Origin of the sequence: Dyella sp. AtDHG13 (assembly GCF_003201105.1) — a bacterium.
Taxonomy (GTDB): Bacteria; Pseudomonadota; Gammaproteobacteria; order Xanthomonadales; family Rhodanobacteraceae; genus Dyella; species Dyella jiangningensis_B.
Genome location: NZ_QICJ01000002.1, coordinates 63,469 through 89,553, shown reverse-complemented (window position 1 = coordinate 89,553; position 26,085 = coordinate 63,469). Strand labels below are relative to the sequence as shown.

The window sequence follows — 26,085 nt, the reverse complement described above, 5'->3', positions numbered from 1 at the left end:
ATTCGTTCGACGGTCGGACGTGCGTTACGCCATTTGTGACGAAGATGTGATGACCGGGGCGTATCGCTGTCCGCCGGAAGAGAGAGGTTCGAGCCTTGGCTAGCCGCGAGTTGGACTACAACGAAGAAACCTGGTCGAGGAATGTGGTTTCCTTCCAGGACGAACCTCTGGTGCTGGTGGACGAGCACGATCGCGAAACAGGCTTTCTCGACAAGGCTTCCGCGCATCACGGGCAGGGCATCCTGCATCGCGCCTTCTCGCTGTTCGTGTTCAACACGCACGGTGAATTGCTGCTTCAGCAGCGCGCGCAAGGCAAGCGCCTGTGGCCGGGCTACTGGTCCAACACCTGCTGCAGCCATCCGCGCCGCGGCGAGACCATGGAAACGGCCATCCATCGGCGGCTAGGCGAAGAACTTGGCATGCAGTGCCAGTTCGAGTTCCAGTTCAAGTTCCAGTATCAGGCGCAGTTCGATGCGGAAGGCGCCGAGCATGAACTGTGCTGGGTCTACGCGGGTCGAACGGATACGGCGCCCGTCGCCAACATCCATGAGATCGCCGCCTTGCGCTACGTGGCGCCGGACGCGCTGGATCGCGAGATCGATGCGCACCCGGAGCGCTTCACGCCCTGGTTCAAGATCGAATGGGACCGATTGCGGCGGGAGCATGCGCATGTGTTCGCTCCGCCGGCGAGCCTGGCGTCCTGAGCGCTATACTCGGTGCAACGATGTAGACGTATGGCATTCCGTGCTTCGCGCGTTTAGCGCGGCACATAACGATCCATCGATCAGCGATGAGGAGATTCCGTTGGGCATTCCTCTTATTCAGCAAACCAAGATCGCGCGTTACATCATCGGCAAGAAGCTGAGCGGCCAGAAGCGTTATCCGCTGGCGATGATGTTGGAGCCGTTGTTCCAGTGCAACCTGGCCTGCGCCGGTTGCGGCAAGATCGATCACCCGAAAGAGATCCTGCAAAAGCGCATGAGCGTGGAAGACGCCCTGCGCGCGGTGGACGAGTGCGGTGCGCCGGTGGTGTCCATCCCCGGCGGCGAGCCGCTGATCCACAAGGAGATGCCGCAGATCGTGCAGGGGCTGATCGCGCGTGAGAAGTTCATCTACCTGTGCACCAATGCGCTGCTGCTGACCAAGCACATCGACGAGTACACGCCGTCGCCGTACTTCACCTGGTCCGTGCATCTGGACGGCCTGAAGGAGCGGCACGACCAGTCCGTGTGCATGGAGGGCGTGTTCGACAAGGCGGTGGCGGCGATCAAGCTGGCGCTGTCACGCGGGTTCCGCGTCACCATCAACTGCACGCTGTTCAACAACGAGAAGCCGGAGGAGATTGCCGAGTTCTTCGATTTCGCCATGTCGCTGGGCATCGAGGGCATTACGGTGTCGCCGGGCTACAGCTACCAGCATGCGCCGCGGCAGGACGTGTTCCTCGGTCGCACGGAAAGCAAGAACCTGTTCCGCGACGTGTTCCGCATCGGCAAGGAACGCAAGAGCAAATGGGTGTTCAACCAGTCGTCGATGTTCCTGGACTTCATCGCGGGCAACCAGAGCTACCAGTGCACGCCGTGGTCCAACCCCACCTACAACATCTTCGGCTGGCAGAAGCCCTGCTACCTGCTGGTCGATGAAGGCTATGCCAGTTCGTACAAGGAACTGATGGAAGACACCGAGTGGGACAAGTACGGCGTCGGCATCAACCCCAAGTGCGACAACTGCATGGCGCATTGCGGCTTCGAGGGCACGGCGGTGGACGACACCTTCGCGCATCCGCTGAAGGCGGCGCGCGTGGCCACGTTCGGCCCGCGCACGGACGGCGCCATGGCGCCCGACCTGCCGGTGATGTACGGCGACCGCAACGATGCCACGGCAATCCGCATCCCGATCAGCGCCATCCAGCGTCGGAACCCGTCGCAGGGGGCGGATGCTGGTCACTGAGGGCTTGATCCTCTAGTGATTCTGGATGTCCCTCACCGTCATTCCCGCGAAGGCGGGAATCCAGTGCCTTTGGTCTTTTGTATCAGGTAAAGACGCTGGATTCCCGCCTTCGCGGGAATGACGGTGAGGAATTATAGATGGCGAGGCGTTGTGGGTGGCCAGGACGTTTTGCGGGTCTTGAGCAGGCTCTAATCCATGTGGCTATACATCTGCGCCATCATCCCTCTCCTGATGTGGCTGGGGCTCCTGCTCGTGCCGTGGCGACCATGGAGCACGCGCGAGCATCTTGAGGCCGATCCGTCGTCGCGCGCACCGCTCGGCGACATCACCGTGCTGATTCCCGCGCGCAACGAAGCCGATGTGATCGGCACGACCTTGCGTGGCCTGCAGGCGCAGGGCAAGGGCTTGCAGGTCATCGTGATCGACGACCAGTCGACCGACGGCACGGCCGCCGTGGCGAATGCCTTCCCGAATGTGCGCGTGATTTCCGGTGCGCCGTTGCCGGATGGCTGGGCCGGCAAGCTGTGGGCGCTGGAGCAGGGCAGGCAGCACGTGCGCACGCCGCTGACCTTGCTGCTGGATGCGGACATCGAACTGCGCCCCGGCATGCTGGCGACCCTGCAGGCGCACAAGCAGCGCGAGCAGCGCCAGTTCGTCTCGATCATGGCGGACCTGCGCCGCACCGGTTTCTGGGATCGCCTGCTGTTGCCCGCGTTCGTCTACTACTTCAAGCTGCTTTATCCGTTCGCCATTTCCAATTCGCGCTCCACGCTGGTGGCGGCAGGGGCGGGCGGATGCATCCTGGTGGATACGGCCATGCTGGAGCGCATCGGCGCCTTCGCCAGCCTGCGCGATGCGCTGATCGACGATTGCACGCTCGCGCGCCAGGTAAAGCTGGCGGGTGGGCGTACCTGGATCGGGTTGAGCCGCGACGTGGTGAGCCTGCGGCCGTATGGCAGCTTCGAGTCGATCCACCGCATGGTGGCGCGTTCGGCGTTCACCCAGCTGGGGTACTCGACCACGTTGCTGCTGGTGGTGACGGTGCTGTTCCTGCTCGCCTACGGCGCGCCGCTGGCCTTGCTCGGGGCGCCGCAGGTCTGGCCGCTGGCCTGGGCGGCGCTGCTCGCCATGATGCTGGGCTACCTGCCCATGCTCAGGTACTACCGGATGCCCCTGTGGTGGGCGCTGCTGCTGCCGCTGGGGGCGGCCCTGTACCTGGGCATGACCTGGAGCTCGGCCATCCGCTACTGGCGCGGCGTGCGCTCCCAGTGGAAGGGGCGGGTGTATGGCGTGGATGCCTGATTTTCCTTTGGGGTCAGCCATTTGAGTTTTGCCGGGGTGGGAAGCTGAATCTCGCTCCGTGAGAACGCCGCCGTGGTATCTTGATTGTCGTCCCGATAATCAAGTCGCCTTATGCCTCCTTCCGACCACGGTGGACGCCGCCCTGGTGCCGGCCGTCCCGCCGGTGAACCGAGCCAGCGTGTCCGCGTGCCTGAAAGCCAGGTGCCGGCGGTGCTGGCGTACCTGGAGGCCTATCGAAGCCCGGCTTCGCTGGAGGCGCCGCGCCCCGTTTCGCTGGATCCGTCGACCGTCGCGTTGACGGCCTTCCTCAGCCGCGTGCCAGCCGGCGTGCCCACGCTGGCGGAAGACGATGTCGACGAGGTGGTCGATCTCAACCAGCATCTGGTGCTGCCCGGCCATGAGCCGAGCACCTTCATCATCCGCGTGTCGGGTTGGTCGATGATCGGCGCCGGCATCTTCGACGGCGACGAAGTATTGGTGGATCGCGCGCTCGCGCCGCGCCAGGGCGACATCGTGGTGGCGGTGGTCAACAACGAGCTGACCATCAAGCGCCTGGGCAAGGTGGACGGGCACGTGGCGCTGCTGCCGGAGAACGCGCACTTCAAGCCCATCGTGTTCCGCGAAGGCGAGACGCTCAGCATCTGGGGCGTCGTCACGCGTTGCCTGCGCAGCTTGCGGTGATCGCGTCATGGGCCAAGTGCTTGCGCTCGATTCGCTCTTGCATAGCCGCCAGGTCTGGCACGGGCGCGCCGTTCCCGCGCCCTCGGGCACCCAGCCCACCGGCTGGCCGATGCTCGATGCGGTGCTGCCGAGCGGCGGCTGGCCCGAGCATGCGTTGACCGAGATTCTGCTGCCCGCCGATGGCGTGGGCGAGCTGCAGCTGGTGCTGCCCACGCTGGCGCGGCTGACGCGCGAGGGTCGCCCCGTGATGGTGATTTCGCCGCCCTACGTGCCTTACGTGGCGGGCTGGGAAGCGCGCGGCGTGGTGATGTCGCGCGTGGACATCGTGCAGGCGGACGAGCGCGACGCACTGTGGGCGGCCGAGCAATGCCTGCGTTCCGCCAGTTGCGCCGCCGTGCTGGCGTGGCCCATGAAGGCGGACGACCGCTCGCTGCGCCGCCTGCAGGTGGCGGCCGATACCGGCAAGGCGCTGGCCTTCGTGTTCCGCGATCGCCGCCATGCGGCGCAGGCCTCGCCGGCGGCCTTGCGCCTGGAGCTGGAAAGCGCACCGACATGGCAGGTGCGCGTGCGCAAATGCCGTGGCGGCAACCCGCCGGTGCAGGCGGTGCCGCTGGCCTCCGGCTGGGCCTAGGAGAAAGCGCCGTGCTATGGGCTTGCATACTGCTGCCGCAACTGGCGCTGGATGGCGTCCTTCGCCGTCGTCCTGCGGAGGACGAACCGCTGGTACTGGTTAGCGGCCCCGCGCAGGCGCGCATCGTGCACGCCGCCAACGCACCCGCGCGTGCGGCGGGCATCTATCGCGGGCAGCGGCTCATGGCGGCGCAGGCCTTGCTGCAGCAGTTCGCCATGGTCGAGCACGATGCCGAAGACGAGGCCCGCTGGCATCGCCTGGTCGCCGCCTGGGCCTACGGCTACAGCGCCGAGGTTGGCCTGTATGCACATGCCGTCGTGCTGGAAATCAGCCGCAGCCTCAACCTGTTCGGGCCGTGGCCACGCTTTGAATCCTTGTTGCGCGATGGCCTGACATCACTGGGCTTTCGCCATCGCATCGCGCTCGCGCCGACGCCGCATGCCGCCTATGTGCTGGCGGGCGTGCACGATGGCATGGCCGTCACCTCGCCGCAGATCCTGCGCGAGGCGCTGTCGCCCGTGCCCATCGCACGCGCGCGCCTGCCGGCGGAGGCCACGCAAGGCCTGCCGTCGATGGGCATCCGCACGCTGGGGCAGGTGTTCAAGCTGCCACGCGCCGGCTTGCAGCGCCGCTTTGGCGGTGAACTGGTGGCCCAGCTCGATCGCCTCACCGGCGACGAGCCAACGCCCATGGACAGCTATCGCCCGCCCGACGCGTTCGAGCAGCGCATGGAGTGGACGCACGAGATCGAACACGTCGAGGCGCTGGTGTTTCCGCTGCGACGCCTCACCGGCGATCTGGCGGCGTATCTGGCCGGCCGCGACGGCGGCGTGCAGCGTTTTGAGCTGGAACTGGAACACCGCAGCGGCGCGCCGACGCGCGTCACGGTGGGCATGCTCACGGCGGCACGCGATGCCGCCTTGCTGTTCGATTGCGCGCGCGGCCGCCTCGACCGGCTCGAGCTGTCGCAACCGGTCACGGCCATGCGGCTGGTGGCGCGCGAACTGCCGCCGTTCGTGCCGGCAGGACGCGACCTGTTCGATACACGGCCGGTCAATGCCGTGCCGCTGGAGCAATTGCGCGAGCGCCTGCGCGCGCGGCTGGGCGAGCAGGCCATCCAGCATTTGCGCCGCACGGTGGATCCGCGGCCCGAGAAAGCGCAGAGCGCATCCGTGACAGCGTCATGGGCCACGTCACCGGAAACCCTGCCGCGCCCGACCTGGCTGCTGGACACGCCTTGCCCTCTGCGCGGCCCGCCACCGGAAGTGCTGGCCGGTCCCGAACGCCTGGAAACCGGCTGGTGGGATGGCGGCGACATACGCCGTGATTACTACGTGGTGCGCACCGCGCAAGGGCAATGCGCCTGGGTGTTCTGCGCGCCGGGCGAGCCCGGGAACTGGATGCTGCATGGGTGGTTTGCATGACCTGCACGTGTCTTCAAAGGCGCCGCCATTCCCGCTTTCGCGGGGTGATGGAAGAAGCGTGCGGGGCAGCCGAGAAACCCCGCCCATGAACGCCTACGCCGAACTGCATTGCCTGTCGAACTTCTCGTTCCAGCGTGGCGCATCGAGCGCACGTGAGCTGTTCGAGCGGGCGAAGGAATGCGGCTATCGCGCCCTGGCGATCACCGACGAATGCTCGCTGGCCGGCATCGTGCGCGCTTACGAGGCCTCGCGCGATACCGGCCTGCCGCTGATCGTCGGCGCGGAATTCCAGGTCGAGCACGGCCCCAGGCTGGTGCTGCTGTGCGAGAACCTGCAAGGCTATACCGCCCTGTGTGCGCTCATCACGCGTGGCCGGCGCGTGGCGGAAAAAGGCTCGTACCGCGTGACGCGCGAGGATTTTGCGGATGGCCTGCCCGGCACGCTGGCCTTGTGGTTGCCCGGTGCCGAGTTGCAGCCGTCGCATGGCGAGTGGTTGCGGGCATTGTTCGAGGGGCGCCTGTGGCTGGCCGTCGAACTGCATCGCGGCCCCGATGACGCTCGCCGTCTCGCCGACTTGTCCGCATTGGGGCAATCGCTCGCCTTGCCCATGGTGGCGACCGGCGACGTGCACATGCACGTGCGCCGCCGCCGCGCGCTGCAGGACGTGATGACGGCGATTCGCCACCACCGCACCGTGGCCGAGGCGGGTGATCTGCTGTTTCCCAATGGCGAGCGCCACCTGCGCACGCGCGAGGCTTTATCGGCGGTCTATCCGGCGGAGCTGATGGCCGAAAGCGTGCGCATCGCCGAGCGCTGCCATTTCGTGATGACGGACATCCGCTATCGCTATCCCGCCGAGCTGGTGCCGGAGGGCGAGACGCCGACCACCTGGCTGCGCAAGCTGACGGAAGACGGCCTGCGCTGGCGCTACCCGCAAGGCGTGCCCGGCAAGGTGAAGAATCAGGTCGAGCATGAGTTGAAACTGGTCGAACAGCTGAAGTACGAGTCGTACTTCCTAACCGTGCAGGAGATCGTGGCGTTCGCGCGAAGCCAGGACATCCTCTGCCAGGGACGCGGTTCGGCGGCGAACTCGGCCGTGTGCTACGCGCTGGGCGTAACGGCGGTGAACCCGGACACCACCACGCTGCTGGTGGAGCGCTTCATCTCGGCCGAGCGCGACGAGCCGCCGGACATCGACATCGACTTCGAGCACGAGCGGCGCGAAGAAGTCATCCAGCACATCTACAGCAAATATGGACGCGAGCGTGCCGCGCTGGCCGCCACGGTGATCAGCTACCGTGGCCGCAGCGCCGTGCGCGACGTGGCGCGCGCCCTCGGCCTGCCGTCGGACCAGATCGACCTGCTGTCGCGCACTTTCGCCTGGGAGGATGGCAGCGATCCATTGGACGGCCGCCTGCGCGAGCGCGGCTTCGATCCCGAGAGTCCCTTGCTGCGCCGCGTGCTCGTGCTCACGGCGGAACTGATCGGTTTTCCGCGCCACCTGTCCCAGCATGTGGGCGGCTTCGTCATCTCCGACCAGCCGCTGTCGCATCTGGTGCCGGTCGAGAATGCCTCCATGCCCGACCGCACCATCATCCAGTGGGACAAGGACGACCTGGACACCATGCGCCTGCTGAAGGTCGATTGCCTGGCGCTGGGCATGCTCACCTGCATCCGCAAATGCCTGGACCTGCTGCAGCGCCATCATGGCCGCGTGGAAACGCTGGCGTCGATTCCGCCGGACGATCCGGCGACCTATGCGCTGATCCAGCGCGCCGACACCATCGGCGTGTTCCAGATCGAATCGCGCGCGCAGATGGCGATGCTGCCGCGGCATCAGCCGAAGAATTTCTACGACCTGGTGATCCAGGTGGCCATCGTGCGTCCGGGCCCCATCCAGGGCGACATGGTGCATCCGTACCTGCGCCGCAAGCGCGGCGAGGAGGAGGTCACCTATCCCTCGGAAAAACTGCGCAGCGTGTTCGAGCGCACCCTGGGCGTGCCGCTGTTCCAGGAGCAGGTGATGAAGCTGGCCATCGAGGCGGCCGAATATACGCCCGGTCAGGCGGATGAGTTGCGCCGCTCGATGGCAGCATGGCGGCGCAATGGCGACATGGAAATCCACCGGCAAAGGCTGATGGCCGGCATGCTGAAGAACGGTTTCACGGAGGAATTCGCCGCGCGCCTGTTCGAGCAGATCAAGGGCTTTGGCTCCTATGGTTTTCCCGAAAGCCACGCGGCGAGCTTCGCCTTGCTGGTCTACGCCAGTTGCTGGCTCAAGTGCCACTACCGCGCCGCCTTCATGTGCGCCTTGCTCAATGCGCAGCCGATGGGCTTCTACGCACCCAGCCAGATCGTGCAGGACACGCAGCGCCATGGCATCAAGGTGCGGCCGGTGGACGTGCGCCATAGCGACTGGGACAACACGCTGGAGGACGATCCCTCGTCGTGGGGCGGCTTCGCATTGCGGCTGGGCTTTCGGCAGGTGCGTGGATGCCGCCAGGACGTGATGGAGCACCTGATGATCGCGCGCGCGCGCCGGCCTTTCGAGGATGTCGCCGATCTGTGCGCCCGCGCCGGACTCAACCGCCACCAGCAGGAAGCGCTGGCCGAGGCGGATGCCTTGCGCGGGCTGGCAGGGCATCGCCACCGCGCGCGCTGGGCCATGGCCGGCATCGAGGCGCAACTGCCGCTGTTTGGCTACGCAAGCCCAAAGGAAGACGACGTGGCCCTGCCGCCGCCATCGCAAAGCGAAAGCACGCTGGCCGATTACGCACGCCTGGGTCTCAGCCTTGGGCCGCATCCCGTGCAGCAGATACGCACGCGCCTGCGTGCGGCGCGCTGCGTGGATTCGCGCAGCCTGCAGCATCGGCCGCATGCCAGTCATGTGCGCGCGGCCGGACTGGTGACGCAGCGTCAACGCCCGCAGACGGCGAGCGGCGTCACCTTCGTCACCCTGGAAGACGAGTTCGGCCCCATCAACGTGGTGGTGTGGAGCCACGTGGCCGAGCGTCAGCGCCGGATCTTCCTTGAATCACGGCTGCTGGCCGTGGATGGCCGCTGGGAGCAGGTGGATGGCGTAAGCCATCTCATCGCGCATCGCCTGCACGACCTGAGCGAGCTGCTGGGCTCGCTCGACACCCGCTCGCGCGATTTTCACTGAGGGATCAAGGCGCGATGTGCAGCGGCCCCAGGACGCGGGACGGATGTTCCAGCGTCAAGCGCCCCAGGCCGATGCCCATGCTCAGGCTTTGTGCGATGCGCTCGGCGGTGCTGATGAAAAGCTCCGACGCCGGTGGCTCGAAGACCTCGCGGGCGGTTTCCCGCCACAGTTCCAGCCAGCGATGAAACAGAGCCTGCGGAAAGGCGGGCAGGGCGCGATGCGCACCCATCGGGTTGCCCTGGTAGCGGCCCGTTCGCAGGATCACGGAAGACCAGAAGTCGCGCAGCGTCTGCTTGTGCGTGGTCCAGTCGCCAATGGCGGCGTTGAACACGGGGCCAAGCTCCGCGTCCGCGCGGACCTTGTCGTAAAAGCGGTCGACCAGCGTGGCGACGCCGATCTCGTTTGCAGTGGGGAATAGCGCCATGATCCTGTCTTTCGATGTGAGCGTGCGAGCCGGTGCGTTATTGCGAGGCGCCGGCGCACGTTGGTGAACTGTATACGGTTGCCGTGGGAATCAAGCCCGCACCTTCTGCGGCCGGATGACGCGGGGCAGGCTCGCCGGCGTCTCATGGCCGAATGGCAGTGTCCTGTGCAGCCAAGCCTGGCCGCTCTGACCCAGGTCAGTTTTGGAACGGGGTGCTGTTCCGCCGCAATGACTTCAAGCACGGGCGCCCGCCGCGGCCGCCGCGCATGCTTGGCCTCGCGCACGGGGAGACTGCAATGCGGGCACGATGGCTGACGAACGGGCTGTTCGCTTTCGGCGCAAGCGTGGCGCTGTCGTGCGCATACGCGAAAGAGGCGCCGGTGCCCGTGCGTGACGAGCTGGTCAGGATCACGCAGGTACTGATGGACGCGCTTCCCTCGGGCGACAAGGCGGCCTGGGAAAAATGGGCGGCGGACGATGCCGTCACCATCGACGAGTTCGGATGGGTGGCTGGCAAGGCGGAAACCATCGCGTCGCTGCGTCCTTTTCCCGCCGGCATCTCGGGGAGCATCGAGATGCGTGATCCGCATGCCTGGCTATACGGCGATACGGCCTTGCTCAGTGTCGAGGAGTACGAGCGCGAGAGCTATTTCGGCCAGTCCTTCGTGGTGCGCTACCGGTCGCTGCTCACGTTCGTGAAGCAGTCGGGCCAATGGAGGCTGGTGGGCGCGCAGGACGTCACCATTCCCACCGAGCCGCCACCGCTCGACGTGCCGGGCCTCGTGCCTGGTGACTATGCCGGGACGTATCGCTACGCGCCCGACCGCGCGTGGACCGTATCCGTCGATCACGGCGTGCTGAGCTACACGACGCGCGCGGGCGGCCCGGTGAAGACCTTGCAGCCGGTGGCGAAGGATGTGTTCATGGGCACGGATGACGAGCGGAATCTTTTCGTGTTCCAGCGTGACAGCCACGGCAAGATCGAGACGCTGATCGAGCGGCGCAAGTTCAACGACCTGAGGCTGGACAGGGAGCATTGAAGCCGCCCATCGACGCCGGCTTTCACGGGTTGATGCGATGATCGCGCCATGGACGAGTTCGTCATGCCCAGGACGCTCGGCAAGGGGCGTACCTATGTCTACCTGTTCCCCTGGCGGGAGCAGGATCTGCTGAAGGTCGGATTCTCGCGGCAGCCGCTGGTGCGGCTGCGCACGCTGCACCGGCGCTTCTTCGAGGTGTTCGACCTGGATCGCGGCTATCTGCTGGAAACGCGGCTGGCGCAGGCGCGGCAGATCGAGCGCGACATCATCCTGCGCCACGCCGAACAACGCTCGCCCGCGCCGCTGGTGGTTCCGGATGCCGCCGCCGGCTATAGCGAATGGTTTCGTGGCGTGTATCCGGCCGTCACTGCCGCGCTGCGCGACGTGGCGGAGCGCGAAGGCCTGGCCCTGCATTCGCTGCGCGACTGGTTGCGGCAATGGTTCGAAAGCCAGGGCGATGGCTTGTACGAATGGTCGCTTCGCATGCTGGATGCCATCGAATACGAAGCCTTCAACGTGCCAGCGGAGTTTCAGAGAGGCGAAGCGGCCCGCGCATTGCGTTACGTGATGGATGCCTGCGAGGCCATCGGTCTTCCGCTCGCGCGTTTTTTCCCCGATGGTGCCATGGCCTGGCGCGCATCGTCCTGATCGTCGCTACCAGTGCAGGCGCGAGCGTGCGCGCGTCGCACGTTCGCCGAGATGGATGCCGGCCCACGCCACGCCAAAGGCTATCGGCAGCATGGCGAACCGCAGCAGCGGAGGGCAGGACTCGCTCGCAGCAAGCATCACGCAGGCCAGCACCAGCAACAGATCCGCGCGAAGCCGGCGGCGCCTGCAGTCGGCCACCTTGCGCGTGTAGATGGCGACGGCCTCATCGAAGGCGGCTCGCTCGGCGAGCGACGGGATGCTCCGTTCGCGGGTGGCCCACGTGCGCATTCGTTTTCCCCTGCCGACGCCGATGCGTCGCTGGCAGGCATGGTAGCGAGGGCGAAGGTGACGGCCGGATCAAGGAATCGTATGAGCGGAGTTCAGCGCGGCCGGTGCTGCGTCGTCTCAGCCGGCTTGCGCATGCGGAACGCCACGCTGATGCGCGGCTCGACCGGGTGCGCCTGCTTGGGGATGCCATGATCGTAGTGCAGCTGCGTGTCCCGGCTCATCACCAGCAGGCTGCCGGCGGTCAGGTCGAGATCAAGGCGCCGTGGCGCGGCATGCTTCTTGTTGCGGATGTGCATCCGCCGCGTGGCGCCCAGCGAAAGCAGGGCGATCGGGTGCCCTTCCTGCAGGTCGCCCAGGCGATCGTTGTGCATCGCCACGCTGTCATGCTCATTGCGATAGAGATTCAGGCCAATGCTGTTGAACGTCACACCAGTGGCGGCGCGCACGCGCTCCAGCGCCAAGCCCAGCGGCCACGGCAGCCCGGGGTCGTCGGCGGAAAAGTGCGAAGTCAGGCGCGGCACGTCCAGCTCCCGCTCGTACATCACGCGGCGCTGCTGCCGCCAGATGGGGCTGGTGAGCAAGGCCTCGTGCCAGCGCGCGGCTTCCTGCGGCTCGATCACGTTTTCCTCGTACACGATCCGGCCGCTGGCGTCGTCCAGCAGCACGAGCGGACCTTGGGCGAAGAGCGGGAACTGGGTCACGGGATGAACGGCGAAACGCGAGGGCAATGGCAGTCAATATGGGGTCGCGCCGTATCAAATCGAGAGACGTCGATGCCGAGTGCCTGGCGTCGAGCATCGGGCGGTCATGCAGGTTCGCGGGCCGTAGCGGCGTCGAGCAGGGCGGGCAATTGGGAAAATCGCGTGACCACGACGGGCGCTTCGACATCGGCAGGCAATTGCCCGTATCCCCAGCCGGCAAAAATCGCGGGGATGCCATAAGCCGCGGCGGCCGCGAGATCGGCCTTGTTGTCGCCGATCATTACGGCCGGCAGCCCCGTGAGCCCGGCGCGCTGCAGCGTGCGGCGGATATGTTCGGCATCGGGCTTTTGCCGCGACACCGTATCGCCGCCACAGACCGCGTCGAAATAGTGGAGCACACCCAGTGCATCGAGCATGGGGATCGCCGCAGCCTCGATCTTGTTGGTGCACACCACCATGCGCCAGCCGTCCTGCACCAGAAGGTCCAGGGTGGCGGCGACGTGCGGATACAGCCGCGCGTTTCCGGGCGGGTGGCTCAGGTAATCGTGCAGGAAGTCCTCAATGCCGTGCGCCGGCAGCGTTGTTCCGCGCAGGCAGTAGGCGCGTCGCGCGAACGCCGCAAGACCGTCGCCCAGCAGCGGGATGGCCTCGTTGCGGCTCAAGGGGGCGAGCCCATTGGCCTGAAGTTGCCGATTGAGCGCGTGCGCGATGCCGTCGACGGAATCCACCAGCGTTCCGTCGAGGTCGAAGATGGCAACGCGTCGGGTATCGGTGCGAGGAGGCATGGTTTCCATGTGCGAGCTCATCCATTCGCCAGCGCGGCGATGCCGGCCTTGGCAATCTCTTCATCGTGTTGCGGCGTATCCGCCGAGACGCCAATGGCGCCGACGACATGGCCATCCACCTCGATGGGCAGGCCGCCGCGCATCAGTACGTAACCTCGCGCGGAGAGCACCGCCGGCCGCTGGCCGTTGGCGGCGTCTTCCAGCGCGCCGCTCGGTCGCCGGAACAGGGCGGCGGTGCGTGCCTTGCCCGGGGCGAGATCGACACCCGCGAGCACGGCGGCGGCGTCCATCCGCAGCAGCATGATCGGCGATCCGCTGGCGTCGACCACGGAAATCACGCAAGGCCAGCCTTGCGCCTTGGCCTTCGCTTCCGCGCTCGCGGCGATGCGCCTGGCGGCATCCAGCGTGAGCACGGGCTGCGTGGGCAGGCTGGCCGCGGCGCTCATGGCCGGCAGCGCGATGGCGGCGAACATCAGGGTGGCAGTAGTAACGGAACGGAGGCGGGCGGTCATGGGTCGGTCCCGAGCGACGGAATGGTGCCATTCAAGCACCGCCTGTGTTTCGCATCATTGCGTCATCATGGGCATAGAATTAGGTGTGACCTAATGACGAGGCAGCGGGCATGGAGCTTCGGCACCTGCGGTACTTCGTGGCCGCCGCGGAAGAACTGCATTTCGCGCGGGCGGCGGAACGGCTGGGCATTTCGGCGCCCACGCTCACCGTGCAGATCCAGGACCTGGAACGCATACTACGGGCGCGCCTGTTCGCGCGGTCCAAGCGCTCGGTGGCATTGACGCCAGCAGGCGAGGCTTTTCTCGGCGAGGCGAGGCTGGCGCTCGCCCAGGTCGAGCGCGCGCACAGCGTGGCTCAGCGCGCGGGACGCGGCGAGATCGGGCGCATCGAGATCGGCTACGTCGGTTCAGCTGCATACTCCGGCGCCTTGCAGGCGCAGATCCAGCGCTTCCGTGCAGCCCGACCGGAGGTAGAGATCGTCGCGACCGAGCGGCCGATGGACGACCTGCCCGTGATGCTGGAAGAGGGGCGCGTCGACGTGGGCTTCATTCGTCTACCGATGCAGCTGCCTGATTCGCTGATGGCGCATGCGCTGGTGCGCGATGTGTTTTGCGTAGCGCTGCCTTCCAGGCATGCCTTGGTGAAGACGACCGGTCCGCTTCACGCCAGGGCGCTGGCGGAGGAGACCTTCATCGTTCCGGAGCAGGCCCTGGGGACCTACGAAACGGGACGCCGCGGCCGCTTCACGCCACGCATCGGCTCGCAGCCCGGCAGCCTGGTCGCCGTGCTCACCCAGGTGTCCGTGGGCGCGGGCATCGCCATCATTCCCAGCGTCATCAAGGAGGTGGTCGACATGCCGGGCGTGCGCTTCAAGCCACTGGCGGGGAAGCCGGTGACGTCCGTCGTGGCGGGCTTTTTTCGCCGCCACGAGCGTTCGGCGGCAGTCGATGCCTTTATCCAGCAGATGCGGGCCACGGCCGCGCTGTCGGTGGTCTATCCGCAGCGCCAATGATGTTGCGTCGCGAGCTTCGAGAGGCGCTGATGCCTTCGGACGCTGCGCCGGTTATAAGCTTGGCGGCGCAAGCGTTCCGTCGTACCTATCGCCTGGAGTGACGCCATGCTGATCATCAAGGGAAGCCTGGGCCTGGAATCGGACGGGCGTCATTTCGGCGGGCATGACCGCATCGCCCTGCTCGCGAAGATAGGCGAGCTGGGATCGATCGCGGCGGCGGCGCGCGAGGTCGGGCTCAGTTACAAGGGCGCCTGGGACGCGGTGGACGCCATGAACAATCTGGCGGGCGAGCCGCTCGTGCTGCGAGCCGTGGGTGGACGCAGCGGCGGCGGTGCGGAACTGACGGAGCGCGGGCGCCGCCTGGTCGACGTATTCGGCCACATGGAGGCATTGCACCGGCGCTTCATGGAGCAATTGACTGCGTTCGCGGATGATCCGCTTTCCGACATCGATCTGGTGAGGCGATTCCTGATGAAGACGAGTGCACGAAACCAACTGGCCGGCGTGGTGGCTTCCGTCGAGGCCGGCGCCGTGAACGACGTGATCCAGCTCGACATCCAGGGCGGACAGCGGCTGGTGGCGACCGTCACCCGCGAGAGCACGAAAAGCCTGGGTCTGGCGCCGGGAAAGAAGGCCTTTGCCCTGATCAAGGCGTCCTCGGTCATCGTCGCCGTGCCCGACGGCGGCCTGCGCCTTTCGGCGCGCAACCAGCTGGCGGGCGTCGTTTCCTATGTGCGGCGCGGCGAGGTGAATGGGGAAGTGGGCATCGAGCTGAAGGGCGGCAACGTGCTGGTGGCGGTGATCACGCTGGGCAGCGTGGATGCACTCGACCTGCGCGAAGGCTTCGACGTCGTCGCCATCGTCAAGGCATCCAGCATCATCCTGGGCACGCTCGAATAACTGGTGCGGCGTGCTCAGAACTTGTAGGAGATCATCAGGCGGTTGTAAGTGAACGATTCGTTGCCCGGGTTGAGGTTGGCGATGCCACCCACCGAGCGCTCCCAGCGGTCGCGTAGCTGCAGCCCTTTGAGCGCGCCGTCGAAGTTGTAGATGATGTCGAAGTACAGGTCGTGGCTGTTGCCGCGTTCGAGCGCGGTGTACTTCGCATAGGCCGCCACCAGCTGCAGCTTCTTGTCGAAGAAGTTGTACAGTGCGCGGCCCTTCCAAGCATGGCCGGGGCCGATTTCCACCAGGCCGCGGATCATCGAGGTGGTGAACAGCGGGTCGGTGCCGTAGTTCACCGTGTAGGGCGAGATCAGCGCGCCGTCGCCGACGGCGCCCGTTTCGCCATCCAGCTTGTTGTAGGCGAAGTCGATGCGTCCGTCGTAGATCGACGTGCCGACGTCCGCGCCCCAGCCGCGCGACTTCACGCGGTCGCAGGCCACGCCCACCAGCTTGGTCTTGGTTTCCACCAGGATGTTGTCGCTGCCGCTGCCGTTCTGGCTCAGTGCCTGCACGGCGACGAAGGGATTGAACGGCGTACCGGTGGTGAATGTGTAGCTGCCGCTGATGTAGCCCATGTGGGCGAAGCGAAGGAAATCGTAGTACCAGGCTTCCGCCTTCAGCCCGCCGTTGACGTAATTCGTGCCCGCCGCCCAGGTGCCGGGCGTTCTCGGCGAGGTGATGGGTAGCGAGCCGTTGTTGCCGTACATGGAGTCGCCGTCGAATTTCGACGGGTAATACAGGTTGTCCGGATACATGCCGTTGGAGGTGCGGCTCTTCCAGCCGTACTCGCGGATGGCGTAGATGTTCCAGTCCTTCACGGGCGTGAAGCCCATCAGCAGCGCGTTGTAGGACGAAGGAATGACGCGCGAGTCGTTGTTGCCCATCCATGGCGTATCCAGGTACTGGTAGCCGCCGCGGAAGAGAAACCACTCGCGCTTGTATTGCACGTAGGCCTGGCTCCAGGCGCCGAGCGAGCTGTTGGGCCCCATCAGCGAGGTGTCCACCTTGGCCGGGGTGTCGTCCTTGGTGCCCAGCATGTTGGCCGTGACGAACGATCCGCCGAAACTCAGGCCGCCGAGCACCGTGCCCGTCTGCGCGTTGATCAGCGCGGCCAGCGAAAGCGCGTGCGCGTCCGGCGTGGTGGGCGCGTCGTACAGGCGGTTGAACTGGTACAGGCGCAACTGGCCGTCGACGTGGCCGTTGGTGAAGAGGTCGTTGAAGCTGTCGTCGGCATGGGCGGACGAGCATGCCGCAGCCACGCAGGCGCAGAGCATCCACAGACGGCAATGGCGCATAAACACTCCTTTCCCTTTTCTCGAGCCGCGGCGATGGAAGCGCCTGCCGAAACCGCAGGGCAGGCCTGTGCGAGCGCAGGATCCGGTCGCTATAAGGCTCACTATATAGCGTGCGAGGGCCTTGGTGGGGCGGCCTCCCGGGCTTGCCGCAGGTTTTGCGATGTCGCGGCAAGCGGGGCGCCTTGACCGGCGCTCTTCTATGGAGCGTGCGTCCTGGTCAAGCGCGTCATTTCCGCCATCGTGCGCTTCAGCGATCAGCGCGCACGCATTGCACATGCGCGATGCGTCGTTCATTCCGTATGCGTCGCGTGAAGGGCGATGCCTCACGGACAGGCGTGGCGACGGCGCGCGAACTGGATCGTGACAAATTGTGATCCGCTTCAAATTATTCGCGCCAACAGCCACTCACAAGTTCTTTCGCATGCTGCCATGCTCGCAGGCGCGACAGCCGAACTTCAGCTTGAAGTCATTCCGCGTGTTGCCATCGCGGCGTCGGGCTGGACAGGGAGTCGCAACAGCAGAACGAGACGAATCAGGCTGATTCCCCAGTCATGCCGTTTCGTTTGTCCTCGGCACAAAACAGGGGTTGTGCATACAGGGATTCCCAGTAGCGGGGCGTACCGACTTTTTTCCTGATTTTTTCCAATCAACGTTCATGCCGGCGGCGTGAGCGCAGGACGTTTTTGCGCCTGCGCCTTGCCTTGAGGCATGCGCGATCGGTTTCGTGCGCCCTGTGCTTTGCCCTGACGACCTCCCCCATGTCGAATCAGTCACAAGGGAGTTAGGCATGAACAAGATTCACAGGAAGGTGTGGAGCCGCGCGCTGAATCAGCTCGTGGTCGTTTCCGAGCTGGCCACGAGCCATCGTCGCGCAGGCCAGGGCCAGCAGGCGGCGGTGAACGGGCCGTCGCGTCGCCTGCGCAGTGCGATCCTCGCGGTGCTGGCGATTGGCGGCGGCGCCGGCTGGAGCATGTCGGCGCAGGCGCAGTCGGTGGACTGCACGGCGTCGCCCTATAACGTCTACAACAGCACCGCTTCATGCATGGGCTATGGCGCCACCGCCAGCGGTGTTGGCGCCACGGCCCTGGGCTCGGTCTCCCACGCCGACGTACTGGGCGCGTTCGCCGCGGGCTACGCAGCCCACAGTTCGGGACAGAACGGCATCGCCGTTGGCTTTCAGGCATACACCACCGCCATCAACGCCATCTACATCGGCGCGCGCACCGTGCCGTCGAGCGGCGCGCTGTCGGGTGGCGCCATCGCCATCGGCACCGACGTCACGGCCTCCGCCGGCAATGCGATCGCGATGGGAGCCACGTCCTCCGCGCTTGCCGTGAATACGCTCGCGCTTGGCTACAGCAGCTCCGCCGATGCGAACTCGACCAGTACCGTGGTCATCGGCAGTTCGGCCAAGGCGGTGGGCGCGCAGAACGCCGTCGTGCTGGGCAACTCCGCCCAGGCGAACAACGGGCAGGCGACCGCGCTGGGCGCTTTCACCAATGCCACCAGTGAAGGCGCCACGGCCGTGGGCTTGTCTACCCAGAGCCTTGGCACCCATTCCACCGCCGTGGGCTGGCAAGCCTATGCAACGGCGCTCAACGCGGTCTACCTGGGCGCGCGCACGGTGGGCACGGGGGCATCGGCGGAATCCGCCGTGGCCATCGGCACCGACGTGAGTTCGTCGGGCGCTTATGCCATCGGCATGGGTCTGCAGGCGAATGCGAGCCAGACCGACGCCATCGCCATCGGCAGGCAGGCGCTGGCTTCCGGCATCAACTCCATGTACCTGGGCGCGCGGCCCACCGCCGCGGCCGGCAGCGGCGCTACCGCGAACAATGCGATTGCGGTCGGCATCGATGTCACCGCCAGCGCGGTGGGCGCGACCGCGCTGGGCAACTTCACGGTGGCGTCCGGGGTCAATAGCGTTGCCCTGGGCGCCAGTACCGCATCGGCCCAGAGCGCGGTGGCGCTTGGCCAGGCGTCGGCGGCGCGGGCGGCGTACAGCGTCGCCATCGGCGACACCAATACCGTGGCCGCGGGGGCGGGCGCGGGTTCCATCGCGGGCGGCCACAACTCGCAGGTCACCGGTGGCACCGGCGCCGTCGCCCTGGGCTCAGGGCAGATCGCCAACGGCAATGGCGCAGTCGCCATCGGCGATCCCAACACGTCGACCGGCAACGGTGCGGTGACCATGGGTGCCAACAACACCGCCAATGGCGATGGCGCGGTGGCGATCGGCAATACCAACAATGCGCAGGGCCAGGGTTCGGTGGCGCTGGGCAACACCAGCAGCGCGCTGGCGGCGGGCGCGGTGGCATTCGGCAATGCGGCAACGGCCAACAACGCCGGCGACGTGGCGCTGGGCTCGGGCTCGACCACCGCGACGGCGGTGGGTACGCCCAGCGTCAACATCAACGGCACCACCTACACCTTCGTCGGCACCAACCCGAGCAGCACCGTGAGCGTGGGCGCGTCCGGCGCGGAGCGCACGATCACCAACGTGGCCGCCGGACGGATCAGCGGCAACAGCACGGACGCGATCAACGGCTCGCAGCTGTTCGCCACCAACCAGGCGCTGGAAGCGCTCAACAGCACGGTCACCGCCAGCACCACGCACTACTACAGCGTCAACGATGGCGGCACGGCGGGCGGCAACTACACCAACAACGGCGCCAGCGGCCTCAACGCCCTGGCGGCGGGCGTGGGCGCCACGGCCACCGCCGACAATGGCACATCGCTGGGCCAGAACACGCAGTCCACCGTGCTGGGCGGCGTGGCGCTGGGTTCGGGTGCGGTGTCGGACCGCGCCATCGCGCCGACGTCGGGCTCGATCACCGTCGGCACCCACCTCATTCCGTACAACACCACGGATCGCAACCTGCTTGGCGCGGTCTCCGTGGGCAATGCCACGGACTTCCGCCAGATCACCAATGTCGCGGACGGCACGGAGGACCAGGACGCGGTGACGCTGCGCCAGCTCAAGGGCGCGATGAGCTCGTTCTCGGTCACGCCGATCAAGTACTTCCACGCCAACTCCTCGGCGACCGACTCGGCGGCGGTCGGTGCAGAATCGGTCGCCATCGGTCCGCAGACCACGGTGAACGGCGACAACGGCATCGGCATGGGCAATGGCGCCATCGTGCAGCAGACCGCGCCGGGCGGCACGGCGATCGGCGGGAACGCCCTGGTGAACCTGGCCGATGGCGTCGCCCTGGGTACCAACGCCGTCTCCAACGGCATCCAGGCGATGGCGCTCGGTGCCGGAGCACAGGCGGCATTCGCCGGCAGCGTGGCGCTGGGCGCGGGTTCGACGACGGAAGCGGCAGTGGGCACACCCGGCACCTCGATCAACGGCACGGCCTACACCTTCGCCGGCACCACGCCGGGCTCGACCGTGAGCGTGGGCACATTGAACGCGGAGCGCACCATCACCCATGTCGCCGCGGGACGCATCGACGGCAGCAGCACGGATGCGATCAACGGCTCGCAGCTCTACGCCACCAACCTGGCGGTGGGCAGCGTGGGCGCCAGCGTCACCAACCTCGGCAACACCGTGACCAACCTGGGCAATGCCGTCGCCAACAGCTATGGCGGCAACACCACCTACGACCCGGCCACCGGCGCCATCAACACCAGCATCAGCTACGGCGGCAACACGTACAGCTCGCTGCAGCAGGTGTTCAACCAGATCGACACCGGCGGCATCAAGTATTTCCACGCGAACTCCAACCTGGCCGACTCGCTGGCCAATGGCGTGAACAGCGTGGCGATCGGTCCGGTCTCCACGGCCAACACGGTGGATGCGGTGTCCATCGGCAATGGCGCCACCGCCGGCACCAACGTGGGCGACGTGGCGCTGGGCGCGGGCTCGGTGACTGGCGCGGTGGTGCGCACGCCGGGGGCGACCATCGCCGGCAACAGCTACACCTACGCGGGCGCCACGCCGAACAGCACGGTGAGCGTGGGCAGTACCGGCAACGAACGCACGATCACCAACGTGGCGGCGGGCCAGGTCAACGGCAACAGCACGGATGCCATCAACGGCTCGCAGCTGTTCGCCACCAACCAGGCCGTGGATGCCTTGAACAACACGGTGATCGCCAACGCCACGCACTACTACAGCGTCAACGATGGCGGCACGGCCGGCGGCAACTACGCCAACAACGGCGCGAGCGGCGTCAACGCCATCGCGGCGGGCGTGGGCGCCACGGCAAGCGCCGACAGCGCGACGTCGCTGGGCCAGAACACGCAGTCCACCGTGCTGGGCGGTGTGGCGCTGGGTTCCGGCGCCGTTTCCGATCGCGCCATCGCACCGGCGTCGGGCTCGATCCTGGTCGGCACCAACGTGGTTCCGTACAACACGACGGATCGCAACCTGCTCGGTGCCGTGTCGGTGGGCAACGCCACCGACTTCCGCCAGATCACCAACGTGGCGGACGGCACGCAGGACCAGGACGCGGTGACGCTGCGTCAGCTCAAGGGTGCGATGAGCTCGTTCTCGGTGACGCCGATCAAGTACTTCCACGCCAACTCCACCGCTTCCGATTCGCTGGCGGCGGGCGCGGAATCGGTCGCCATCGGTCCGCAGACCACGGTGAACGGCGACAACGGCATCGGCATGGGCAACGGCGCCATCGTGCAGCAGACCGCACCGGGCGGCACCGCCATCGGCCAGGACGCCACGGTGAATCTGGCCGATGGTGTCGCGCTCGGCACCAGGGCCACATCCAACGGCATCCAGGCGATGGCGCTGGGTGCGGGCACGCAGGCGGACTACGCCGGCAGCGTGGCCCTGGGCGCGGGCTCGGCTACGGCGGCCGCGGTGGGCACGGCAAGCACCACGCTCAACGGCACCACCTACAACTTCGCCGGCACCACGCCGGGCTCCACCGTCAGCATCGGCGCGGCAGGCGCGGAGCGCACGCTGACCAACCTGGCCGCGGGACGCATCAGCAGCACCAGCACGGATGCCATCAACGGCTCGCAGCTGTACGCCACCAACCAGACGCTGGAGCAGCTGGGGTCGCAGATCATCAACCTGTCCAACACCATCCGCAATCTGCCGCCCGGTGGCAGCCCCGTCACCACCACCATCAACACCTACCAGACCAGCGGCGACAACAGCACGGCATCCACCGCCACCGGCAACAACGCCACGGCGGCCGGCGCGGGCTCCACTGCGTCGGGCAACAACAGCACGGCCGTGGGTGCGGGCTCGACCGCGAGCGGCGACAACAGCGTCGCCGTGGGTGCCGGCTCGGTGGCCAGCGCCAGCAATACGGTGTCGGTGGGTTCGGCCGGCCACGAACGCACCGTCACCAACGTGGCCAATGGCGTGAACGCCACAGACGCGGTGAACGTAGGCCAGCTCAGCGACGCACTCACGGAGGCCAAGAACTGGTCGAAGGACTATGTCGACCAGCGTTTCCAGACCGTGGACCAGCAGCTCAACCGCATCGGCAACCGCGCCAATGCGGGCATCGCTTCGGCCATGGCGCTGGCCAGCCTGCCGCAGGCGTACCAGCCCAACCAAAGCTCGGCGGCGGTGGCGCTGGGTGCGTTCCATGGTGAGACCGGCGTTGCCGTGGGCGTTTCCGCCATCACCGAAAGCGGCCGCTACGTGTTCAAGCTCAACGCCACCACCAACTCGCGCGGCGACGCGGGCGCGGGTGTCGGCGCGGGCATGGTCTGGTGAGCGACGAAACCGGCGCCTTGCGCCGCATTCGTCTTCCAATGCATGAAGGAATCAACGATATGAACAATCTCTGGAAACAGATCGCAGTGGCGGCAAGCGCCGCGCTGGTGCTCGCGGCATGCGGCAACGTCAGCCGCAACGTGGCGAAGGATGGCGGCTCCGCCGCCGAACTGGTGTGGCCGGCGCCGGACAGCGTCACGCCCATGCACAAGGGCGGCACGTTCCCGAGCCTGGCGAATCTGCGCCAGGTGCGCGCGGGGCTGGGCAAGCCGCAGATCTCCGACCTCATCGGCTATCCGCACTTCAGCGAAGGGCTATGGGGCGTGCGCGAGTGGAACTACGTGTTCAACTTCCGCAAGCCGGGCAGCGATGAAGTGACGGTGTGCCAGTACAAGGTGCTGTTCGACGAGAACAGCGTGGCGCGCAGCTTCTACTGGAAGCCCGCGTCCTGCGCCGCGTGGCTGGACGAGCCCAAGCCCGCTCCGCCAGCCGCGCCGGCGCAGCGTCGGTTCACGCTGTCGGGCGACGCGCTCTTCGCGTTCGGCAAGGCGGACATCACGCCGGACGGAAGGCAGGCATTGGCCGCTTTGGCGGCACGCCTGAACGAGCATGCGGAGCAGGTGGGCAGCATCCGCATCAGCGGCTACACGGATCGCCTCGGTACGACGGCCGGCAACCGGTCGTTGTCCGAGCGTCGCGCACAGGCGGTGGCTGACATGCTGGTCGCCGATGGCGTGCCGCGCTCGAAGATACGCACCGAAGGCAGGGGTGAAAGCGATCCGGTGAAGGACTGTCCCAACGGCCCGCATGCGCAGCTGGTGGCGTGTCTCGCGCCCAATCGCCGTGTCGAAGTGAGAGTGGAACCGTAAGGCTTCGTGCCTGAGCAGCGTTCAGCGTTGCCACCCGGTCATGGTCACAGCCATGACCGGGTGCGCGCGCGTCGGGATGTTGTGCGGAAGCAGTGGCGCGCGAACGTCAGTTGCCCAGCGATGGCGTGGAGCGATGGCTCAATGCCTCGGACACTTCGTGCGCCGCCTCGATCAGCAATCGCGTGGTGGTCGCCATGTTCACGGTGGAGCCGCGCCGCTCGATGAAGGGGATGGTGATCGCACAGATCGCGCGGTCGTGCTGCATCACCGGGGCGGAGATATCGGTGACGCCATCCACCACCTGGCTCGCGATGGTGGCGACGCCGGCGGCGCGGATTTCGCGTATCGCCGTTTCCAGCGGCGGGCGGCGCAGCTTGGGCTCGTGCGCGATCATCATGCTGAACCAGCGCTCGCGCGTTTCCTCGTCCTGCCATGCCAGCAGCACGTGGCCGGAGGCGGAGTGCGAAATGGGGCGGCGATGGCCCACGCGAACCACCAGGCCGATTTCGCCCGGCGGGTCCACGCGCGCGATCACCACGATCTGTTCCTGCGAGGGCACCACCAGATGGCAGGACTGGTCGATGTCGTCCGCCAGGCGATGCATGACGGGCAGGGCGGTTTCCACCAGACTCTTCACCGGCGGCTGTTCCATGCCCAGGCGGAACAGCCGTGGCGTGAGCGCGTAGCGGCCCTCGCCATCCGGGCGGCTGATGTAGTCGCGTTCTTCCAGCACCTGCAGCATGCGGAAGATTTCCCCGCGCGAGCGGCCCACACCTTCGGAGATCTCCGCGATGGTCAGCGGCGTGACGGCGCGCGCCAGCAACTCAAGAATGTCCAATCCCTTGTCGAGGGCGGGAGCGCGGTATTTCGGGGACTCAGCAGCCATAAGCATCCGTGATATCGAGTGGCGCGTCTTGCGGCTGACCGTTGGATAGCCCTTGTTTGCGTGCCGGGACTGCCATGTTGCGCCGCAACTTGTTATACAGGTGAATTATAAGTTCATATTTGCACAGTTCGTGTGCCGTGTCGTTGGGCATATTCGCAAGGGGCCGGAGATGACATCCATGCATCCACACGCCGCATCGACGACGGCAGGTGATCCTTACCGAGGCGGCACGCCGCTGCTGCCTCTCGCATTGATCGTAAGTCTTTTTTTTCTCTGGGGCCTAGCCAACAACCTCAACGACGTGCTGGTGGCGCAGTTCAAGAAGGCGTTCACCCTGTCGGACTTCCAGGCCGCGCTGGTGCAAAGCGCGTTCTATCTCGGCTATTTCGTGGTGGCGCTGCCCGCGGGGGCCTACATGCGGCGCTACGGCTACAAGTCGGCGGTGGTGCTTGGCCTGTGCCTGTATGGCGTGGGCGCGCTGCTGTTCTGGCCGGCGGCGGCCCACGCGGTGTACGCAATGTTCCTGGCGGCCTTGTTCGTGATCGCCTGCGGGCTGGCCTTTCTGGAAACTTCGGCCAATCCCTATGTGACCCTGCTGGGCCCGGCAAAGTCGGCCGCCGCGCGACTCAACCTGGCGCAGGGCTTCAATCCGCTGGGGTCGATCGCCGGCGTGCTCATCGGGCAGCACTTCATCTTCACCGGGGTGGAACACACGCCGGCGGAGCTCGCGGCCATGGACGCGGCGGCGCGCGTAGCCTTCATGCGCAGCGAGGCGGCCGCGGTGCAGATTCCCTACCTGGTCATCGGGCTGGGCGTGCTCGCCTGGGGCCTGCTGATCCTGCTCACGCGCTTTCCGGCCAGAGGGCACGCGGAGGAAGGCGCGCCGGCCATGCGCGGCGTGCTCTCGCGCCTGCTGCGCGATGGCCGCCTGCTCGGCGCCGTGGCCGCGCAGTTCTTCTACGTGGGTGCGCAGGTGGCCGTGTTCAGCCACATGATCCGCTATGCGGAAGCCACCATGCCGGGCACGCCGGACAAGGTGGCCGCCAGTTTCGTCACGATCGGCCTGGTCTGCTTCATGGCGGGCCGCTTTGCCGGCGCGGCGCTCATGAAGCACGTCAGGGCAGCGCGCGTGCTGGCGCTGTTTGCGCTGATCAACGTGCTGCTGATGGTGGTGGCGGCATTCGTTCCGGGGCGCTGGGGCATCTATGCGCTGGTGGCGTCGAGTTTCTTCATGTCGGTGATGTATCCGACCATCTTCGCGCTGGGCGTGGAGGGCAGGGATGACGACGAACGCAAGCTCGGCGCCGCCCTGCTGGTGATGGCGATCATCGGCGGCGCGGTGCTCACCGCGGCCATGGGCGTCGCCTCCGACCGCGTCGGCATCGCGCACGCCATGCTGGTGCCGGCGGTGAGCTTTGTCGCCATCTTCCTGTTCGCACAGCAGCGGCGGCAACGAGTACCGGCGGGAGCGAACGCATGAACTGGCAATGCCTGGCGCTGGACCTGCGCGACGATCCCGCACTCATCGCCGAATACGAACGCTGGCACCGCCGCGAATACATCTGGCCCGAGATCGTCGCGTCGATACGCGAGGCGGGCATCCTGGACATGCAGATCTTCCGCACCGGCACGCGATTGGTGATGCTGATGCGCGTGTCGCCGGATTTCGACGCCGCCGCCAAGGCTGCCGCCGATGCCGCCAGTGAACGCGTGCAGGCGTGGGAGGCGCTGATGTCCACCTATCAGCAGCCGCTGCCCTGGGCCGCGGCGGGGCAGAAGTGGGTGCCGATGGAGCGGATTTTCGATTTGAGCGAGTGCGCGGGTTAGCGATCGCCA

The 26,085-nt window shown here is 66.6% G+C and carries 22 protein-coding genes; 15 read left to right on the top strand and 7 right to left on the bottom strand.

Translation table 11 applies throughout. From position 1 onward, the window contains the following. Positions 1-95: 95 nt before the first annotated feature. The 7 genes from idi (at position 96) to BDW41_RS03150 (ending at position 9,148) form a co-directional block, all read left to right on the top strand. Positions 96-704: an isopentenyl-diphosphate Delta-isomerase gene (idi, locus tag BDW41_RS03185; protein ID WP_074546546.1), complete on the top strand. Its 609-nt coding sequence runs from the start codon at positions 96-98 to the stop codon at positions 702-704. Between the two features lie 100 nt (positions 705-804). Beyond that, positions 805-1,947 (top strand): adenosyl-hopene transferase HpnH, encoded by a 1,143-nt coding sequence (hpnH, locus tag BDW41_RS03180; protein ID WP_074546543.1) that lies wholly within the window; start codon positions 805-807, stop codon positions 1,945-1,947. Between the two features lie 195 nt (positions 1,948-2,142). Then, positions 2,143-3,249: a glycosyltransferase gene (locus tag BDW41_RS03170; protein ID WP_074546541.1), complete on the top strand. Its 1,107-nt coding sequence runs from the start codon at positions 2,143-2,145 to the stop codon at positions 3,247-3,249. A 186-nt stretch (positions 3,250-3,435) separates the two neighbouring features. Continuing rightward, positions 3,436-3,930 (top strand): S24 family peptidase, encoded by a 495-nt coding sequence (locus tag BDW41_RS03165; RefSeq protein WP_233496756.1) that lies wholly within the window; start codon positions 3,436-3,438, stop codon positions 3,928-3,930. Positions 3,931-3,937: 7 nt separating this feature from the next. After that, positions 3,938-4,561 (top strand): translesion DNA synthesis-associated protein ImuA, encoded by a 624-nt coding sequence (gene imuA / locus BDW41_RS03160; RefSeq protein ID WP_074546537.1) that lies wholly within the window; start codon positions 3,938-3,940, stop codon positions 4,559-4,561. Between the two features lie 11 nt (positions 4,562-4,572). Next, complete coding sequence (locus tag BDW41_RS03155) at positions 4,573-5,985, top strand: DNA polymerase Y family protein (RefSeq protein ID WP_074546952.1); 1,413 nt, start codon at positions 4,573-4,575, stop codon at positions 5,983-5,985. A gap of 85 nt (positions 5,986-6,070) precedes the next feature. Further along, positions 6,071-9,148 (top strand): error-prone DNA polymerase, encoded by a 3,078-nt coding sequence (locus tag BDW41_RS03150; protein WP_074546535.1) that lies wholly within the window; start codon positions 6,071-6,073, stop codon positions 9,146-9,148. Between the two features lie 4 nt (positions 9,149-9,152). Here the strand turns inward: BDW41_RS03150 and BDW41_RS03145 are convergent, their stop codons facing one another. After that, a complete protein-coding gene (locus BDW41_RS03145) occupies positions 9,153-9,572 on the bottom strand; it encodes a group III truncated hemoglobin (protein WP_074546534.1) in 420 nt (139 codons plus the stop codon). Between the two features lie 212 nt (positions 9,573-9,784). On the opposite strand from BDW41_RS03145, the gene BDW41_RS03140 reads away from it, so the two are divergent. Both BDW41_RS03140 and BDW41_RS03135 read left to right on the top strand, forming a co-directional pair. Beyond that, positions 9,785-10,612, top strand: coding sequence for a nuclear transport factor 2 family protein (locus BDW41_RS03140; protein WP_158536970.1), 828 nt, complete (start codon positions 9,785-9,787; stop codon positions 10,610-10,612). 48 nt (positions 10,613-10,660) lie between these two features. After that, a complete protein-coding gene (locus BDW41_RS03135) occupies positions 10,661-11,260 on the top strand; it encodes a hypothetical protein (protein WP_074546530.1) in 600 nt (199 codons plus the stop codon). A gap of 6 nt (positions 11,261-11,266) precedes the next feature. Here the strand turns inward: BDW41_RS03135 and BDW41_RS03130 are convergent, their stop codons facing one another. From BDW41_RS03130 to BDW41_RS03115, 4 genes are all read right to left on the bottom strand, one after another. Next, positions 11,267-11,548 (bottom strand): hypothetical protein, encoded by a 282-nt coding sequence (locus BDW41_RS03130; RefSeq protein ID WP_074546526.1) that lies wholly within the window; start codon positions 11,546-11,548, stop codon positions 11,267-11,269. 92 nt (positions 11,549-11,640) lie between these two features. Further along, the gene (locus BDW41_RS03125) at positions 11,641-12,249 is read right to left on the bottom strand and encodes an alpha-ketoglutarate-dependent dioxygenase AlkB (RefSeq protein ID WP_233496755.1); all 609 of its coding nucleotides are present in this window, start codon (positions 12,247-12,249) and stop codon (positions 11,641-11,643) included. A gap of 104 nt (positions 12,250-12,353) precedes the next feature. Continuing rightward, positions 12,354-13,043, bottom strand: a complete 690-nt coding sequence (locus BDW41_RS03120) for an HAD hydrolase-like protein (RefSeq protein WP_158536969.1) — start codon at positions 13,041-13,043, stop codon at positions 12,354-12,356. Positions 13,044-13,051: 8 nt separating this feature from the next. Beyond that, entirely contained in the window at positions 13,052-13,546 is a 495-nt protein-coding gene (locus BDW41_RS03115; protein WP_083337488.1) for a heme-binding protein, read from the bottom strand. A gap of 110 nt (positions 13,547-13,656) precedes the next feature. Between BDW41_RS03115 and BDW41_RS03110 the strand changes: the two genes are divergently transcribed. After that, positions 13,657-14,559: a LysR substrate-binding domain-containing protein gene (locus BDW41_RS03110; RefSeq protein ID WP_074546522.1), complete on the top strand. Its 903-nt coding sequence runs from the start codon at positions 13,657-13,659 to the stop codon at positions 14,557-14,559. 105 nt (positions 14,560-14,664) lie between these two features. Continuing rightward, positions 14,665-15,459: a TOBE domain-containing protein gene (locus tag BDW41_RS03105; protein ID WP_074546520.1), complete on the top strand. Its 795-nt coding sequence runs from the start codon at positions 14,665-14,667 to the stop codon at positions 15,457-15,459. A gap of 14 nt (positions 15,460-15,473) precedes the next feature. Here the strand turns inward: BDW41_RS03105 and BDW41_RS03100 are convergent, their stop codons facing one another. After that, on the bottom strand, positions 15,474-16,799 hold the full coding sequence (locus tag BDW41_RS03100) for a hypothetical protein (protein ID WP_074546518.1): 1,326 nt from the start codon (positions 16,797-16,799) through the stop codon (positions 15,474-15,476). Positions 16,800-17,586: 787 nt separating this feature from the next. Here BDW41_RS03100 and BDW41_RS03095 point away from each other — a divergent pair. Further along, on the top strand, positions 17,587-22,494 hold the full coding sequence (locus BDW41_RS03095; RefSeq protein ID WP_074546517.1) for a YadA-like family protein: 4,908 nt from the start codon (positions 17,587-17,589) through the stop codon (positions 22,492-22,494). Positions 22,495-22,553: 59 nt separating this feature from the next. After that, positions 22,554-23,363, top strand: a complete 810-nt coding sequence (locus BDW41_RS03090; protein ID WP_074546515.1) for an OmpA family protein — start codon at positions 22,554-22,556, stop codon at positions 23,361-23,363. A 106-nt stretch (positions 23,364-23,469) separates the two neighbouring features. Here BDW41_RS03090 and BDW41_RS03085 read toward each other — a convergent pair whose 3' ends face one another. Continuing rightward, positions 23,470-24,249 (bottom strand): IclR family transcriptional regulator, encoded by a 780-nt coding sequence (locus BDW41_RS03085; protein WP_074546513.1) that lies wholly within the window; start codon positions 24,247-24,249, stop codon positions 23,470-23,472. 178 nt (positions 24,250-24,427) lie between these two features. On the opposite strand from BDW41_RS03085, the gene fucP reads away from it, so the two are divergent. Both fucP and BDW41_RS03075 read left to right on the top strand, forming a co-directional pair. Then, the gene (gene fucP / locus BDW41_RS03080; protein WP_074546511.1) at positions 24,428-25,729 is read left to right on the top strand and encodes an L-fucose:H+ symporter permease; all 1,302 of its coding nucleotides are present in this window, start codon (positions 24,428-24,430) and stop codon (positions 25,727-25,729) included. Then, on the top strand, positions 25,726-26,076 hold the full coding sequence (locus tag BDW41_RS03075) for an L-rhamnose mutarotase (protein WP_074546509.1): 351 nt from the start codon (positions 25,726-25,728) through the stop codon (positions 26,074-26,076). Before fucP ends, BDW41_RS03075 begins: the two co-directional genes overlap by 4 nt. Positions 26,077-26,085: the final 9 nt, after the last annotated feature.